Here is a 15,796-nt window from a genome sequence, read left to right on the forward strand (position 1 = left end):
GCCGCGCCGTCGGCGACCCATGCCAGGGTGGAGCAATGGCACGCATCGGCGCGATCTTCAACCCGTACACGCACACGCCCGACGAGTTCCGCGACGCGGTGCTAGTCGCCGAGCGCGAAGGACTCCCCGAACTGTGGATCTGGGAGGACTGCTTCCGCACGTCGGCGTTCGCGACCGCCGCCGCAGCGCTGGCTTGGACCGAGCGGCTGCGCGTCGGCATCGGGATCGCGCCCATGCCCCTGCGGAACGTGGCCGCCACCGCGATGGAGATCGCGACCATCGAGCGGCTCTTCCCTGGGCGCCTGCTGCCCGGCGTCGGGCACGGCATCCTGCCGTGGATGGGACAGGTGGGCGCACGCGTCGCCTCGCCGCTGACGCTCATGGGCGAGTACGTGCCCGCCCTGCGGTCGCTGCTGGCGGGGGAGCGGGTCGACACCGCAGGACGCTACGTGACGCTCGACGGCGTCGCGCTCGACGCGCCGCCCTCGACCGCGCCCCGCGTGTTCGCGGCGGCCGAGGGGCCGAAGACGCTGCGCCTCAGCGGCGAGGTCGCCGACGGGACCGTGCTCGACAGCAACCACACGGCCGCGGAATTGCGCGCGTCCGTCGAGGCGGTGCGCGATGCGCGCGCCGCCGCCGATCGTGCCGGTGACCATGACTTCGTCGCCTATGTCATCACCGCGTTCGGCCCGGATGCCGAGTCCCGCGCGCTCGCCGACGTCGGCGACAAGCCCGATCCGCAGGACCGCGCCGTCTGGGGCGACCCCGCCGAGGTCGCGACGGCGCTCGGTGCGTTCTTCGACACCGGCGTCGACGACGTGGTGCTGCTTCCCGCCTCGCGCGTCGACCTCGCCGACTTCTACGCCTCCGCCGCCGAGGTGTCGCGGCTCGTGACGGAGCGTGCGGCATGACCGGTGCGGACTCGACCGGTGCCGACTCGACCGGCGCGCTCTCGATCGGCGTCGCGGCCGCCGTCGGCGCCGATGTCGCGGCCCGGCTCGCGCCCGCGGTCGAGGCCGCCGGGTTCCACGCGCTGTGGGTGAACGACACCCCGGGCAACGATGCCCTCGCCGTCCTCGCGGCAGCCGCGCGCGAGACCGACGCGCTCGTCCTCGCGACCGGCGTGCTTCCCGTCGACCGCCGGCCGCCCGCCGAGATCCTCGACCGTGTGTCGTCGCTCGGCCTGCCGGAGGACCGCCTCGTACTCGGCATCGGCTCGGGCGGGCGGGGCGAAGGTGCGCTGGCGCGGGTGACGGATGCCGCGGCCGCGCTCCGGTCCGCGACGGCGGCGCGCGTCGTGGTCGGCGCACTCGGCCCGAAGATGCGGCGGCTCGGGGCCGAGGCATCCGATGGCCTTCTGCTCAGCTGGCTGACGCCGGAGATCGCCGCGCGGCAGGCGGAGGAGGGCCACGCCCTCGCTCCGGCGGTCCACGTCGCGGTGTACGTGCGGTCGGCGCTCGACCCGGCGGCGCTCCCGCGACTCGACCGCGAGACCGCGGCCTACGCGTCGTACCCCGCGTACGCGGCGAACTTCGAACGCCTGGGGATCGCCGCAGCCGACACGACCGTCGGTCCGGGTCAGCGCGAGCGGCTGTCGGCGTACCGGGCAGCGGCCGACGAGGTCGTGCTGCGTGCGATCACCGCCGGCGAGCAGGCCGAGGACTACCTGCGCTTCATCGAGGCGGTCGCCGCGGCCGGATGACTGCCGCGACCGCCTCGGTGGGCGGGCCGGGTCAGCGGCCGATCCGCGGCACCTTCACGTCGACCCACACCAGCCGGTGGTCGCTGCTGGGGAACGGGAAGACCCCGGTCAGCCGCGACAGCGGGTCGGCGGCCACCGGCCAGAAGACGCCGGCCGCCACGGGCAGGAGCGTCCGCGAGGGCAGCACGTAGTCCGCACGCAGGTTGCCCGGCGCGGTGTCTGCGAAATCGGCGGTGTCGTATCTCGGGTCGCCGCGATGCGTCGTGTTCGCCCCGCCCTGGAGCGCCGAGGCCTCGACGGCACCCGCCGACGCCGGCTTCGCGTCGCGGATCCAGTGGCTGTCGAGCAGCTGGTCGATCGCGGCGTCGACGGAGTCGCCGTCGAGCGGGTCGGCGTTCTGATCGCCGACGATCACGAACGACGATGCCGGGCGGAGCCCGCCGCGCACGCCCTCGTCGTCGTAGATGTAGCGTCCCTTGCCGGGCGCGACGTAGTCGGCCCAGAAGCGGATCTCGTCGTGGTTACGCCGTCCGTTGCGGTCTTCGGTGCCGTCGAACGTCGGCGGAGTCGGGTGCGACGCGAGGATGTGCACGGTGTGCGTGCCGACCTTCACGGGCACGTCCCAATGGGACTTGCTCGACAGGCGGAACACCTCGAGCTCCTCGGGCGAGTACCAGTCGGCGGGGAGCACGGTGGCCGGGTCGTCCGGCAGGAGGGCGCCGGGCATGTCCTTCCACAGGAACTTCTGGAACGTGCGCACGTCGTCGGTCACAATCGGGTGCTTCGACAGCACGACCATGCCGTACTGGCCCTCGAAGGCGCCGAACCCGAAGGCGTCGTCGCCGCCGCCGACCGTGCCGTCGTTGTTGAGGTCGAAGCCGCTCGGGATGCCGGTGTTCGACGGCGCGACGAACGCGTACGGGTACTCGACCGCGCCGGCGCCGTTCTGGCTCACCTCGAGGTAGTTGTCGCGGAAGAGGTCGACCGCGACCCCGCCCGCGACGTAGTCGAACTCGTTCAGCAGCACGACGTCGGGATCGGCGCGCTGGATCACCTCGGCGACCGTGCGCGCCTGCGCGTTGTCGCCGGTCGACAGGTCGGCCACGAGCTGGCCGGCAGCGCCGCGGTTGAGCGAGAGGTTGTACGTGGCTACGCGCAGCGGCTCCTTCTGGTAGCGCACGTCGGGGCCGGCGGGTGCGGGCGGTGCTGCGATGGCCGGAGCGGCCGTGCCGGCGCCGATGAGGGCGGCAGCGGTGAGGGCGGCGAGTGCGCCGCGGATGCGGGGGGACATCGTTCTCCTTCGAGGTCGACGCCGTCTCGTGGGCGGCGCGGGGGATGGGCAGCGCCTCACCCGCGTGATCGGCGACGTCGGCGACTGCGCTTCCACGGTAGGCGCCGAGCGCGACGAGCGGAAGAACGGCCGGTGTCCGGTCCGCGGGATGTCAGACTGGGCGCGATGACCGCTCGATCCGCGCCGCGCCCCGACTCCGTTCTCAAAGCCGCCTCCCGCGTCCTGCTGGCGACGCTGCTGCTCGTGGCCGGGATCTCGCACCTCACCTGGGGGCGCCGCGGTTACCGCATCGTCGTACCCGACTGGGCGACCGAACTGCTGCGCACCGACAAGGACGCCATCGTGGTCGCGTCCGGGGCGGTCGAGCTCATGCTGGGCGGTGCGCTCCTGGCACTGCCGCGCGAGCGCCGGCGCATCGGCTGGATCGTCGCCGGGTTCTTCGTTGCCGTCTTCCCCGGGAATGTGCACCAGTGGCGAACCGGTCGCGACGCTCCGCTCATGCGGACCGACCGGGCGCGATTCATACGCCTGCTGCTGCAGCCCCTCCTCGTCGCGTGGGCGCTGTGGAGCACGTGGCCCGAGCGCGCGCCCGGCTCGAAGGTCCAGCGATGACCCGCCCCGTCGCGGTCATCGCGGGAGCGTCGGGCTTCGTCGGCGGCGCGCTGCGGTCGGCGCTCGCCGAAGACGGGTTCGTGGTCCGCCTCATCGGCCGCAACGGCCCCGACGGGCGGTGGACGGATCCGGACAGTCTGCGCCGCAGCGTCGACGGCGCCGACTTGGTGATCAACCTCGCGGGCAAGTCGGTGAACTGCCGCTACACCGACGCCAACCGCGACGAGATCCTGCGGTCCCGTGTCGAGACGACCCGGCTCCTCCGTGAGGCGGTGACGGATGCCGCGGCCCCGCCCGCGCTCTGGCTCAACGCCAGCACCGCCACGATCTACCGCTACGCGCTCGACCGGCCGCAGACGGAGGCGGATGGCGAACTCGGCTCCGGCTTCTCGGTCGACGTCGCCCGCACCTGGGAGGACGAGTTCTTCACGGGCGACCTGCCCGGGACGCGACGGGTGTCGCTGCGCATGGCGATCGTCCTCGGCGACGGACCGGCGACACGGCTGCTGGTGCGACTCGCGCGCCTCGGCCTGGGCGGCCCGCAGTACGACGGACGCTGGTTCCCGCATCGGCGCTATCGCGGCATCGGACCGCACCCGACCGGCGACGGCAGACCGCCGTGGCATCGCTCGCGCGGCCGGCAGCGCTTCAGCTGGATCCACATCGACGATGTCGTCGGCGCGGTGCGCTTCATCCGCGACCATCCCGAGATCGACGGACCCGTCAACCTCGCAGCCCCTGATCCGATCGACAACGCGACGCTCATGGAGACGCTTCGCCGCCTCGTCGGGGCGCGCGTCGGCCTGCCCGCGTGGCGGTTCATGCTGGAGCCGGCGATGTGGGCGCTGCGCACCGAGCCGGAGCTCGTGCTGAAGAGCCGCTGGGTGCTGCCGGGGGTGCTCACGGATGCCGGCTACCGGTTCGCGCACGCCGAGGCCGGGCTCGCTCTGGCCGACGTCGTCGCGCGCCTCTCCCCAGGGCGCAAGCGCCGGCCGGGGGCCGCCACCCGCCTCGGCTAGAGTGCCAGAATGCAAAGGCCGGCCGCGTGATCGGAGGAGTCCCCTTCGCCCTGGCCAGGGCGCGCGCTGCAGCCACGCCGCTCATCACCCTCGCGGTCGTCTCCGCGCTCGCCGCACTGCTCGTCGTCGCCGTCTCCGCCCTCATCGGCTCCGTCGAGACGCGTGAGGTTCGCTCGGCACTCGCCGCCGCAACCGGCGATCGCAGCCGCATCGTCTTGACGATCGACGCGGAAGCGTCGGCCGACGACGTGGCCGCCGCCGCTTCCGCCGCAGTGGCCGATGCCGGCGCCGCCGGTGCCCTCGAGGTCGCCGTCGAGGACGGCGATGTCGTGCTCGCCCCCGACCTCGATGCGATCACCGGAGCTCAGGCGGTCGGCCTCGTCGACGCCCTTGCCGGGCTGCGCGACGCCGTGGAGGAGGCGACCGGTGACCGCCCGCAGGAGTCCGGCGGCCTGCGCAACACCCTCGCCGGCATCAGCGACGGAATCGAGTCCCGCCGCGGGCCGACGGCGGTCGCCCTCGGCCTGCTCGGAGTCCTCACGGCCGTGGTCGTCGGCGCCGTCGCGCTCGAATCGGTTCGCGCGCGCGAATCCGAGTCCCGGCTGCTGCGCGCACGCGGCGCGCGCCGGCGCGACCTCGTCTCGCTCGCCGCACTCGAGTCGGCGATCGTCGCGGTGCTGGGCGGCCTGGTGGGCGCCGGCGCAGGCGTCCTCGTGGCGGCGCTCTGGTCGGCCGCGGTGCCCGGCATCCTGCTGCCCGCGATCGTCGCCGCCGGGATCGGCGGAGTCGTGGCGCTGGTCGTCGCGGTGGCCACCGCAAGATCCGCCGATCGCGGCTCGTCGCGGGCCCGCGCCGTCGCCGACATCGGGCTCATCGTCCTGCTGGGCGTCGTCACGGCGCTGGCCGTGTGGCAGTTCGTGCAGTCCGGAACTCCCATCGTGGTGCGGGGCGACGGGCGCCGCACCCTCGATCCCCTCGTCGCCATCGCCCCGGCGCTGGCGCTCGGACTCGCCGCGTTGATCGCGGTCGCGCTGGCCACGCCGATCGCCCGGGCGATCGGCGCCGCCTTCGCGCCGACGCGGGGCATCTCACCGGCGACACCGCTGCGCCTCGCCTCGCGCCGCCCGGCACGCCACGCCCTGTCGATCACGGTCGTCGCGTTCGCCATCGGCACCATCACGGTCGCGGGCGCCTACCAGGCCAGCCTCACGGCGCTCGGTGACGCCCCCGAGGCGCTGCGGGTCGGCGCCGACCTCAAGGTCGGGACGATCCCGGAGGACCTGTCGGCGGCGGACGTCGCGGCCACCGGCTCACCCGATGCGGCGATGCTCGCGCGCCCCATGAGCGCGCAGGCCGCGGATGGGCGCATCCCGATCCTCGCCGTGCAGGCGCCGCAGCTCGGCGCGGTCATGCTCGACGCGGACGGCACCATCGATCCGGCCGCTCTCGGCGCCGAGCTCACGATCCCCGAGACGAGCGCGGTGCTCGAGGGCGACACCTTCTCGCTCACCCTCGTGGCACCCGAAGCCGAGCCGGTCGAGTTCGACGGAGAGCTCATCCCGCAGGGCTCGCCGGCGCTCAACGGCCGCGCGACGGTGGTCTCGTCGGCGGGAGCCGTCGCGACGTTCGGCTTCAGCAACGCCGATCTCTCGGTGATCGAGGACGATAGCGGCAACACGTTCACCAACGTGGACGTGCGCGGCACGGAGGCGTTCACGTTCGAGCTGCCGTCCGACGACCAGTGGTCGCTCGCGGCGCTCGCCCTCGCCTACCACCCGATGGGCCACGTGCCCGGTGGGGGCGAGATCACCGAGGTGACAAGCGGCGGGGCGGCCGTCGACCTTGCCGGTTTCCGTCCGGCGGCCGGCACCCCGGGCTCCGTCGAGGTCACCGACGACGGATTGGCGTTCGCGCCGGAGGCGAGCGAGGGGCAGCCGTACAGCCAGGCCGTGGCCGCCGGCATCCCGAGTGCCGTGCCCGCCGTCGTCACGGCGGAGCTGGCCGCCTCGCTCAGCCTCGAGGTCGGCGACTCGATCGCCCTCGAGGTGATCAAGCCGGAGTTCGAGGCGGACTTCGAGATCGTCGACGTGATCCCCGTGCTCCCCGGCTCGACGACCGGCGAAGGGATGCTCGTCGACCTCGGGACGCTGTCCACGGCCAGTCCCTTCGAGATCGTGCCGACGCAGGCATGGCTCTCGACCGGCGACCCCGGGGCCGTGGCGGCCGCGGTCGCCGAGGAGTTCCCGCAGACCGTGACGATCGTCGCCGACCCCCGCTCGGCCCAGAACGCCGCCGGCACCGCTGCCGCGTTCATGCTCGCGGCAGCCGGCGCGGTCGTCCTCGCCGTCGTCGTGCTCGTGCTCCGTCGCACCCGAAGCCGCGCCGACTCCCGTGAGCTCGCGCTGTTCGCCGTCATGGGCCTGGGCCGCCGGCGTGCGTCGCGCCTGCGCGCGCAGGAGGACCTGTTCGCCGTCGCGATGGGCGCCGTCGGCGGTGTCGCCGCCGGCGCGGTGACGGCGTGGCTCATCGTCGCACCTCTCGTGCGCGTCGCGTACGGAAGCGTGCCGGATGCCTACCCGATCGTGCTGCGGGCCGACCCGCCGGCGCTCATCGTCGCGATCCTTGCGGCGGTCGCCGTCTTCGCTGTCATCGTCGCCACCGTGCGCGCGCCCGCCCGGCTCGCCCCGCTCATGAGGGAGGACGAGTGAACAGATCGCCCGGGCTCTCCGCCCTCACCCGACGCAGGTTCGCGACGCCCCGCAGCGCCGCGCTCGTCATCATCGCCCTCACGGCCTTCGCGGCCTTCGTGATCGCCGCGGCCCCGCGCGCGCTGGTCGGCGTGGTGCGCGCCGAAGTCGCCCATCAGGTGTCGGACATGCCGGCGATCTCGCGCGATCTGGCGGCGAGCCTCATCGGCTCGCCCGCGTTCGGTCCCGTCGCCGACTCCGAGGTCGCGGACGGATGGGACGAGGGCGCCGGCGACGTGTTCGGCACTGTCGGCCAGCTGCTCGCCGACAACCGGGAGTCGCTCGAGCCTGCGCTGGCGCCGCTCGTCGGCGAGGCGGAGTTCGCCGCGTACTCGCAGGACATCCAGATCGACCCGGAGGATCTCGATCCGCAGGCGCCCATCTCGATCATGCAGCTGTTCGCCGAGCCGGCGATGCAGTCGAACGTGGAGCTGGTCGACGGCACATGGCCCGAGCCCTGGACGGGCACAGGGCCGGTCGAGATCGTGCTCAGCGAGGCCGCTGCCGAGACGATGCTCTGGCCGATCGGCGAGGTGCGGAGCGCGCCGCCGTCGACCGGCGTGACATCCGTCGACGACTGGTTCGAGGGCCACGCCGAGGTCGAGCTGGTGGGCACCGTCTCCGCGCTCGACCCCGGGGCCGACCGCTGGACGCACCTGCCCACCGCGCTCACGGCGACCGTGTACGACGACGGCAACCGGCGGCCCACTGCGACGTCGGTGGCGTGGGTGCACCCGGACTCGTGGGCGCAGCTCGCGCCCGCGCTGCGCGCGGAGCTTCAGGCGTGGTATCCCGTGGACGGCCGAGCGGCCCTCGGCGCCGAACCCGGCGAGCTCCTGTCCGCCCTCCGCGCCGCGACGTCGGCGAGCGTCCCCGTCGACGAGACCGGGCAGCTGCGCGTCCGCTTCCAGAGCGGGATCGTCGACGTGCTGTCGACGGCGCTCTCCCGCGCCAACTCCGCGAGCGCCATCCTCGCCGTCGCGGCGGTCGGCCCGCTCGCGGTCAGTGTCGCGCTCGTCGTGCTCGCCGCCGCCCTCATGATCCGTCGGCGTCGCACCGACCTCTCGCTGATGTCGGCCCGCGGCGCGCCGCTCGCGCGGCTGCGGAGACTCCTGTTCGGCGAGGGGCTCATCCTCGGCGTCCCGGTCGCGATCGCGGCGGCCGCCGTGGCCCTCGTCGTCACCCCCCACGACGCCGGGCTCGCTCCGACGCTGCTGGCGGTCGCCGTGGGGGTCGTGCCGGGCGTCGCGCTGGCCTTCACGCTGCGGCCCGCGCTGCTCGAACGAGGCCGCGCCGACCTCGATGCGCCCGTGCGCAGCAAGGCGGTGCGCATCGTCGAGGCGGTGGTGCTCCTCCTCGCCGTCGTGGCGGTCGTGCAGCTCTTCCTCCGCGGGATCGGCACGGCGACCGAGGACATCGATCCGCTCGTCGTCGCGGCGCCCCTGCTGGCCACCGTGGCCGTCGCGCTCATCGTGGTGCGGCTGCACCCGCTTCCCATCGCCGCAGCGCTGCGGGTGGCGCGCCGCGGCCGGGGCGTGGTCGCCCTAGTCGGTGCGGCTCGCAATCTGCGCGACTCGGCGGCAGGCACGACGGCGGTCCTGGCCATGCTCGTCGCCGTGGCCATCGCGGTCTTCTCCTCGCTCGTGCTCGCCACCGTGGACCGCGGTGCCGTGGTGGCCGCGCAGCGCGACGTCGGTGGCGACATCCGACTCGCCGGTCCCTACTTCGACGACGACATCATCGAGTCGATGCGCGTGATCGAGGGCGTCGACGACGCGGTCGGCGTGCTGCGGGGCGACTACGTCACCGTGTCGGGAAGCGGCGGCCGCGAAAGCGTGCAGGTCACCGTCACCGACGTCGACCGCCTCGCGGCTGTGCAGCGCGGCATGGTCGGCGCCCTGCCCGCGGGCCTCATCACGCCCGGGTCGGATCCGGTGCAGGTCGTGGAGTCGACCGCGCTCGTCGAGGACCTCGGGGAGGGGCAGCCGACGGTCGTCGCGACTCCGGTCGACGTCGTCGGAACGCTCGAGCGGGTGCTCGGCATGACCGGCTCCGAGAAGTTCGTGCTGATGGATCGGGCCGACTACGCAGCCCTCACCGGCTTCGGGTTCTTCCCGCGCACCGTGATGATCGACATCTCGCCAGGAGCGGATGCCGCGGCCATTGCCGACCGGCTGAGTGACCTCGTCGGCTCAGCGCACTCGGTGCGCATCCTCGAGGAGTCGACGGCCGAGATCCAGGCATCCCCGGCGGTCTCCGCGCTGCGGTTCGTGCTGCTGGCCGCGCTCGCCGTCGCCGTCGCCCTGTCCGTCGTCGCCCTGCTGCTCGTCGCCGGCGTCTCGCGCGACGCCCGGTCCCGCGTGATCGCGCTGCTGCGCAGCATGGGTCTCGATCGCGGCCGTTCCCGCGGCGTGGTGGCGTGGGAGTTCGCGCCGCTCGGCGTGACCGCACTGGTGGGTGGTGTCATCCTGGGCGCCCTCCTGCCGCTGCTCGTGGTGACGTCCATCGACCTCCGGCCGTTCACCGGCGGCGGAGGACAGCCCAGCATCGCCGTCGACCCCGTCCTGAGCGGCACCCTCATCGCCGTCGTGGTGGTGGCCCTCGCCCTCGCCGTCGTCGGCGGCGTGGCGAGCGCCCGCACCACGTCGATGGCGACCGTGCTCCGAACCGAGGAGGACTGATGACCGAACCCGACATCGTGTGCGAAGGACTGGTGAGGATCTTCGCCGTCGCCGACATCGAAGTGCAGGCGCTGCAGGGCCTCGACCTCCTGGTCGACCGCGGCGAGCTCGTCGCCCTCGTCGGCGCGTCCGGCTCGGGCAAGTCGACGCTGCTGTCGATCCTGTCCGCGCTCGACGCCCCCACCGCCGGCTCCGCGCGCGTCGCCGGCCGCGATCTGCCGTCGCTGTCGGCTCGCGACCGCGTGACCTACCGACGCGAGGTGGTCGGCTTCGTGTGGCAGCAGACCGCGCGCAACCTGCTGCCGTACCTGTCCGCCCGCGAGAACGTCCAGCTCGCGCGGGCGATCGGCGGCGACCGCAAGCACCCCGAGCGAACGATCGAGCTGCTCGACCTCGCCGGCGTGGCCGACGTCGCCGACCGGCGCCCCGCCGAGCTGTCCGGCGGTCAGCAGCAGCGCGTGGCGATCGCCGTCGCGCTCGCGAACGGCCCGCGGGTGCTCCTGGCCGACGAGCCGACCGGCGACCTCGACGAGCACGCGTCGGCGGAGGTGCTGGCGACGTTCGAGACCGTCAACCGCGAACTCGGCACGACGGCGCTCATCGTCACGCACGATCCCGCGGTGTCGGAGCACGTGCAGCGCACCGTGCAGATCCGCGACGGGCGCACCTCGACCGAGGTGCTGCGCTGGACGCACACCGACGACGAAGGTCGCGAGCACGACATGGCCGAGGAGTTCGTCGTGCTCGACAAGGTCGGCCGGCTGCAGCTGCCGACCGAGTACATGCACCAGCTGTCGCTCCGTGAGCGCGTACGGCTCAAGCTCAACCCCGATCACGTCGGCGTCTGGCCGGGCGACGGGCGGCAGACGCCGCCCGCCCCGCCCGCTGCAGCGGGCGACGCCCCCGAGACCCGACGCAGCCGGCGCGAGGGAACACACGAGGAGGAGGGCTCATGAGCGAACCCGTGCTCGAGGCATCCGATCTGTCTGTCGTGCACCGCACGCCCGCGGGCGACGTGCACGCGCTGTCCGACGCCTCGCTCGAACTGCACCCCGGCGAGCTCGTCGTGCTCGTCGGCCCGTCGGGCGCGGGCAAGACGACCCTGCTGCACGTGCTCGGGGGGATCCAGCCGCCGACGACCGGCCGCGTGCGGGTCGGGGACATCGTGATCACCGAGGCGCCGGAGAAGCAGGTCGACGCCGTGCGCCGCGACGACATCGGCTACGTCTTCCAGTCCTTCGGCCTCATCGGCGCGCTGTCGGCCGAGGAGAACGTCGAGCTGCCGATGCGCATCCGCGGAACCGATCCCGCCGAGCGCAGCGCGCGCGTGTCGCGGCTGCTCGAGCGGGTCGGTCTCGCCGATCACGCGAAGCAGCGCCCCGGCGAGCTGTCGGGCGGTCAGCAGCAGCGCGTCGGCATCGCGCGCGCCCTCGCCGGGTCGCCGCGCATCGTGCTCGCCGACGAGCCCACCGGCCAGCTCGACTCGCACACGGCCGCGACCATGATCGACCTCATCGCCTCGATCGCCCACGAGGACGGCGTGGCGGTGCTCCTGTCGACGCACGACCCGTCGATCGTGCTGCGAGCCGACCGGGTGCTCGAGCTGCACGACGGCGTGCTGCGCGCGGGTGTGCTTCCCGCCCCGGTGGCCTAGGTCGCCAGGCCGCGACTCTCGGCGGGCGATGCGCTCGGCCCGGGTGTCGTGGCCGGGTGCGAGAATTCCCCCATGCTGCTGAACGAGGTCGTGGCCGCGACCGAAGCCGTCGGCGCGACGCCCTCGCGCCTCGCGAAGATCGCCGCGCTCGCCGCCCTGCTCCGTGGCCTCGACCCCGGCGAGGTGAGACCGGCGATCGGCTTCCTCACCGCCAGTCCCCGCCAGGGCCGGCTCGGCGTCGGCTGGCGCAGCCTCTCGGCGCTCGAAACGCCTCACGCCGCAGGGCCGTCGCTCACGATCCTCGACGTCGACGCCGCCCTCGATCGCCTGGCGGCCGCGGATGGCCAGGGGTCGGTCGCCGCACGCCGGGGCGAGCTGACCCTGCTCAGCGAACGGGCGACGTCCGCCGAGTGGGACTTCGTCGCGCGCGTCATGCTGGGCGAGCTGCGCACGGGCGCCCTCGAGGGCGTGCTGCTGGATGCGATCGCGAAAGCGGCGGAGCGGGATGCCTCGGCCGTGCGCCGCGCGGCGATGCTGTCCGGCGACCTGGGCGCCACCGCTGAACTCGCGTTGACCGGGTCTGCCGACGAACTGGAGGCCGTCGGCCTGGTGGTGGGGCGCCCCGTGATGCCGATGCTCGCCTCGACGGCGGGTTCGGCGACCGAGGCGGTCCAGGCGCTCGGAGGAACGGCATCCGTCGAATACAAGCTGGACGGCGCGCGCATCCAGGTGCACCGCGACGGCGACGACGTGCGGGTCTACACGCGCAGTCTCGCCGACATCACGCACCGCGTGCCCGAGATCGTCGAGGCCGTGCGCGAGCTGCCCGCCGAGCGCGTGATCCTCGACGGCGAGACGCTGTCGCTCGACGAGGACGGCGGTCCCCGTCCCTTCCAGGACACGATGGCGCGTTTCGGATCGGAGAGCGGCGCCGCCGTGGTGCTCCGCCCGTGGTTCTTCGACATCCTCCACCTCGACGGGCGCGACCTCCTCGATGAGCCGCTGTCGACGCGCCTCGAGGTGCTCGAGCGGGTGGCCGGGGCATCCCGCATGCCGGGCATCGTCACCGACGACGCCGACCGCGCCGAGGAGTTCTCACGGGAGGCGCTCGCCGCGGGTCACGAGGGCGTCATGGTGAAGGGCGTCGAGTCCGCCTACGCCGCCGGGCGGCGCGGCAAGAGCTGGCTCAAGGTCAAGCCCGTGCTCACCTTCGACCTCGTCGTGCTCGCCGTGGAGTGGGGCTCCGGCCGGCGCACCGGCCAGCTGTCCAACCTGCATCTCGGTGCCCGCGACCCCGAGGGCGCCTACGGCGAGCCCGGCGGCTTCGTCATGGTGGGCAAGACGTTCAAGGGGCTCACCGACGCGCTGCTGCGGTGGCAGACCGAGCACTTCCCGACGATCGAGACCCATCGCTCGTCCTCCGCGGTGCACGTGCGTCCCGAGACCGTCGTCGAGATCGCGATCGACGGCGTGCAGCGGTCGACGAGGTATCCCGGGGGAGTGGCGCTGCGCTTCGCACGCGTGAAGGGCTACCGGCCCGACAAGAGTCCGGGCGATGCCGACACCATCGGGTCGCTGCGCACGCTCCTCCGCGGCTGAGCCGACCCTGAGCCGACCTTGAGCGCACGCTGAGGAACCCGGGCTGGTTGCGCTCCCACGCCGCATGACACGATGAGCGCTGGGACCGAGCAGCGGCGACGACGTCGCGGCCGGTGGGGAGAATGGGGATTCACCATGACGCGTACTCGTGCGCTCAAAAACATGGTCGCGTTCGGCGTGGCCTGTCTGCTGGTAGCCGGAGGAGGATCCGCGGCATTCGCGGACCAGCTCGCAATCGACGGGGACGGGGTGACGCCGGTCGAAGCGGGAGCCGCATCCGTCGCGGCCTGCACCGACGGACCCGTGGAGTTCACGGTGCTGATCGCCGCGCGGCGAAACGGCAATCCGAACACCAACACGAACAACGGCGTCTTCGCGAACGGGTCGGAGGTCACGGTCGGCTTCTCGTCGGCCACGGCCGGGATGACCGCTGCGCTGGCGGACACGACCATCCAGCTGAACTCGACCTGGCAGGCAGCCGGGACGCAGAACAACCTGAGCAGCGAAACCCTCGCGGCCGTCGTCACGCTGCCGGCCAAGGCCGCAGGCGGATCGGGAACCGTGACCTTCTCGTACACGGGAGTCAACGCCGGCGGCGGGTCGGTCAGCGGCACCAACGCCGTCCCGGTCACCTGGACGACGTCGCCGTGCATCACGGACGCGACCGCGCCTGAGCTGCACCTCCCCGCCACCATCACGGCGGAGGCGATCAGCGCTGCGGGCGCCGTCGTGACGTACGAGGCCACGGCCACCGATGGGACGGCTCCGGCCGCTCCCGCGGTGACCTGCCTCCCGGCATCCGGATCGGTCTTCCCGCTCGGCACGACCACCGTGGCATGCACTGCGACCGATGATGCGGGCAACACCGGCACGGGATCGTTCGAGGTGCAGGTGGAGGACACCACGGCTCCGGCGGTCGGCTCGATGACCGACATCGGGTTCGAGGCATCCGGCCCGCAGACGATCGTGACGTGGACCGACCCGGTCGCGACCGACGCGGTGTCGGGATCGCCCGTCGTCAGCTGCACGCCCCCGTCGGGCACGGGCTTCGTCGTGGGAGAGACCGCCGTCACCTGCAGCGCGACCGACGCCGCGGGCAACACGGGCTCGAGCTCGTTCACCGTGACGATCTCCGACACGGGCGCGCCGACTCTGGTCGTTCCCGACGACATCACCGTCGAGGCGACGGGCCCGTCGGGTGCGGCCGTCGCGTTCGCCACGTCGGCCTTCGACCTCGTCGACGGCGACGTCGCCGTGGAGTGCACCCACCAGTCGGGTGACGTCTTCCCGCTGGGTGACTCGACGGTGGAGTGCTCGGCGTCCGACAGCCGCTCGAACACCGCGAACGAGTCGTTCGTCGTCACCGTCGAGGACACCACGGCGCCGGACGTGACCGTGCCGGCCTCGTTCGTCGTCGAGGCGACCGGTCCGGCCGGTGCGTCTGCCGAGTTCGCTGCCACCGCCCACGACCTCGTCGACGGCGACCTCGCCGCGACGTGCGTGCCGGCATCCGGCTCGACGTTCGCGCTCGGAGCGAGCATCGTCACGTGCAGCGCGACCGATGCCGCCGGCAACGAGGGCTCGAGCGGGTTCACGGTGACGGTGGTCGACACCACGCCGCCGACGGTCGAGGTCCCGGCGAGCATCACGGCCGAGGCCACCAGCTCCGCGGGCGCCGCGGTGTCGTATGCGGCCACGGCGACCGACCTGGTCGACGGGCCCGTCGACGTCACGTGCGTTCCCGCCTCCGGCTCGACGTTCGCGCTCGGAAGCCACCAGGTCGACTGCACCGCGACCGACGCGGCGGGCAACGAGGGCGCGGAGTCCTTCGTCGTCTCCGTCGTCGACACGACCGCCCCCGCGATCACGTGGGTCGGCGGGCCGGCAGCCGGTGGCAGCTACGTGTTCGGGTCTGTTCCCGCTGCGGCGACCTGCACCGCAGTCGACATCGTCTCGGGCGTCGTCCCGTGCGACGTGACCGGCTACGGCACGACCGTCGGCTCGCACTCGCTCATGGCGACCGCCGTGGACGCGGCGGGCAACACGGCGACCGACAGCCGGTCCTACTCGGTCTCGGCGTGGACGCTGCGCGGCTTCTACCAGCCGGTCGACATGAACGGCGTGTGGAACAGCGTGAAGGGCGGCTCGACCGTGCCGCTGAAGTTCGAGGTCTTCGCCGGGTCGACCGAGCTCACCGGCACGTCGGCGGTCCTCTCGTTCACCCAGAAGGAGGTGTCCTGCCAGAGCGGCTCGACCGTGACCGATGTGATCGAGGTCACCTCGACCGGCGGCACGACGCTCCGCTACGACGCCACGGGCGGGCAGTTCATCCAGAACTGGCAGACCCCGAAGAAGGCCGGCGCGTGCTACGTGGTCACGATGACTACGCAGGACGGCTCGAAGCTCAGCGCTTCGTTCAAGCTCAAGTAACCCGCGAGCTGTGACGGCGGAGGCCCGGACCGACCATCGGTCCGGGCCTCCGTCGTGTGCG

General features: G+C 73.1%; 11 protein-coding genes. 10 read left to right on the forward strand and 1 reads right to left on the reverse strand.

Translation table 11 applies throughout. The features are described from left to right. Positions 1–35 precede the first annotated feature (35 nt). A complete protein-coding gene (locus tag JX005_RS06060) occupies positions 36–911 on the forward strand; it encodes an LLM class flavin-dependent oxidoreductase (RefSeq protein WP_214466512.1) in 876 nt (291 codons plus the stop codon). Further along, on the forward strand, positions 908–1,702 hold the full coding sequence (locus JX005_RS06065; RefSeq protein WP_214466513.1) for an LLM class flavin-dependent oxidoreductase: 795 nt from the start codon (positions 908–910) through the stop codon (positions 1,700–1,702). Before JX005_RS06060 ends, JX005_RS06065 begins: the two co-directional genes overlap by 4 nt. Before the next feature lie 31 nt (positions 1,703–1,733). Here the strand turns inward: JX005_RS06065 and JX005_RS06070 are convergent, their stop codons facing one another. After that, the gene (locus JX005_RS06070) at positions 1,734–2,993 is read right to left on the reverse strand and encodes an endonuclease/exonuclease/phosphatase family protein (protein ID WP_214466514.1); all 1,260 of its coding nucleotides are present in this window, start codon (positions 2,991–2,993) and stop codon (positions 1,734–1,736) included. 165 nt (positions 2,994–3,158) lie between these two features. Here JX005_RS06070 and JX005_RS06075 point away from each other — a divergent pair, with 165 nt between their 5' ends. From JX005_RS06075 to JX005_RS06110, 8 genes are all read left to right on the forward strand, one after another. Beyond that, positions 3,159–3,605: a DoxX family protein gene (locus JX005_RS06075; protein WP_214466515.1), complete on the forward strand. Its 447-nt coding sequence runs from the start codon at positions 3,159–3,161 to the stop codon at positions 3,603–3,605. After that, the gene (locus tag JX005_RS06080; protein WP_214466516.1) at positions 3,602–4,624 is read left to right on the forward strand and encodes an epimerase; all 1,023 of its coding nucleotides are present in this window, start codon (positions 3,602–3,604) and stop codon (positions 4,622–4,624) included. Before JX005_RS06075 ends, JX005_RS06080 begins: the two co-directional genes overlap by 4 nt. Before the next feature lie 26 nt (positions 4,625–4,650). Continuing rightward, entirely contained in the window at positions 4,651–7,332 is a 2,682-nt protein-coding gene (locus JX005_RS06085; RefSeq protein WP_214466517.1) for an FtsX-like permease family protein, read from the forward strand. After that, a complete protein-coding gene (locus tag JX005_RS06090; protein ID WP_214466518.1) occupies positions 7,329–10,052 on the forward strand; it encodes an FtsX-like permease family protein in 2,724 nt (907 codons plus the stop codon). Before JX005_RS06085 ends, JX005_RS06090 begins: the two co-directional genes overlap by 4 nt. Next, positions 10,052–11,008: an ABC transporter ATP-binding protein gene (locus tag JX005_RS06095; protein ID WP_214466519.1), complete on the forward strand. Its 957-nt coding sequence runs from the start codon at positions 10,052–10,054 to the stop codon at positions 11,006–11,008. The genes JX005_RS06090 and JX005_RS06095 overlap by 1 nt, the downstream gene beginning before the upstream one ends. Beyond that, a complete protein-coding gene (locus JX005_RS06100; protein WP_214466520.1) occupies positions 11,005–11,706 on the forward strand; it encodes an ABC transporter ATP-binding protein in 702 nt (233 codons plus the stop codon). The genes JX005_RS06095 and JX005_RS06100 overlap by 4 nt, the downstream gene beginning before the upstream one ends. A 72-nt stretch (positions 11,707–11,778) precedes the next feature. Continuing rightward, complete coding sequence (locus JX005_RS06105; RefSeq protein WP_214466521.1) at positions 11,779–13,305, forward strand: ATP-dependent DNA ligase; 1,527 nt, start codon at positions 11,779–11,781, stop codon at positions 13,303–13,305. A gap of 135 nt (positions 13,306–13,440) precedes the next feature. Then, the gene (locus JX005_RS06110; protein WP_214466522.1) at positions 13,441–15,735 is read left to right on the forward strand and encodes an HYR domain-containing protein; all 2,295 of its coding nucleotides are present in this window, start codon (positions 13,441–13,443) and stop codon (positions 15,733–15,735) included. Positions 15,736–15,796: the final 61 nt, after the last annotated feature.

Origin of the sequence: Microbacterium flavescens (genome assembly GCF_018588945.1) — a bacterium.
Taxonomy (GTDB): domain Bacteria; phylum Actinomycetota; class Actinomycetes; order Actinomycetales; family Microbacteriaceae; genus Microbacterium; species Microbacterium flavescens.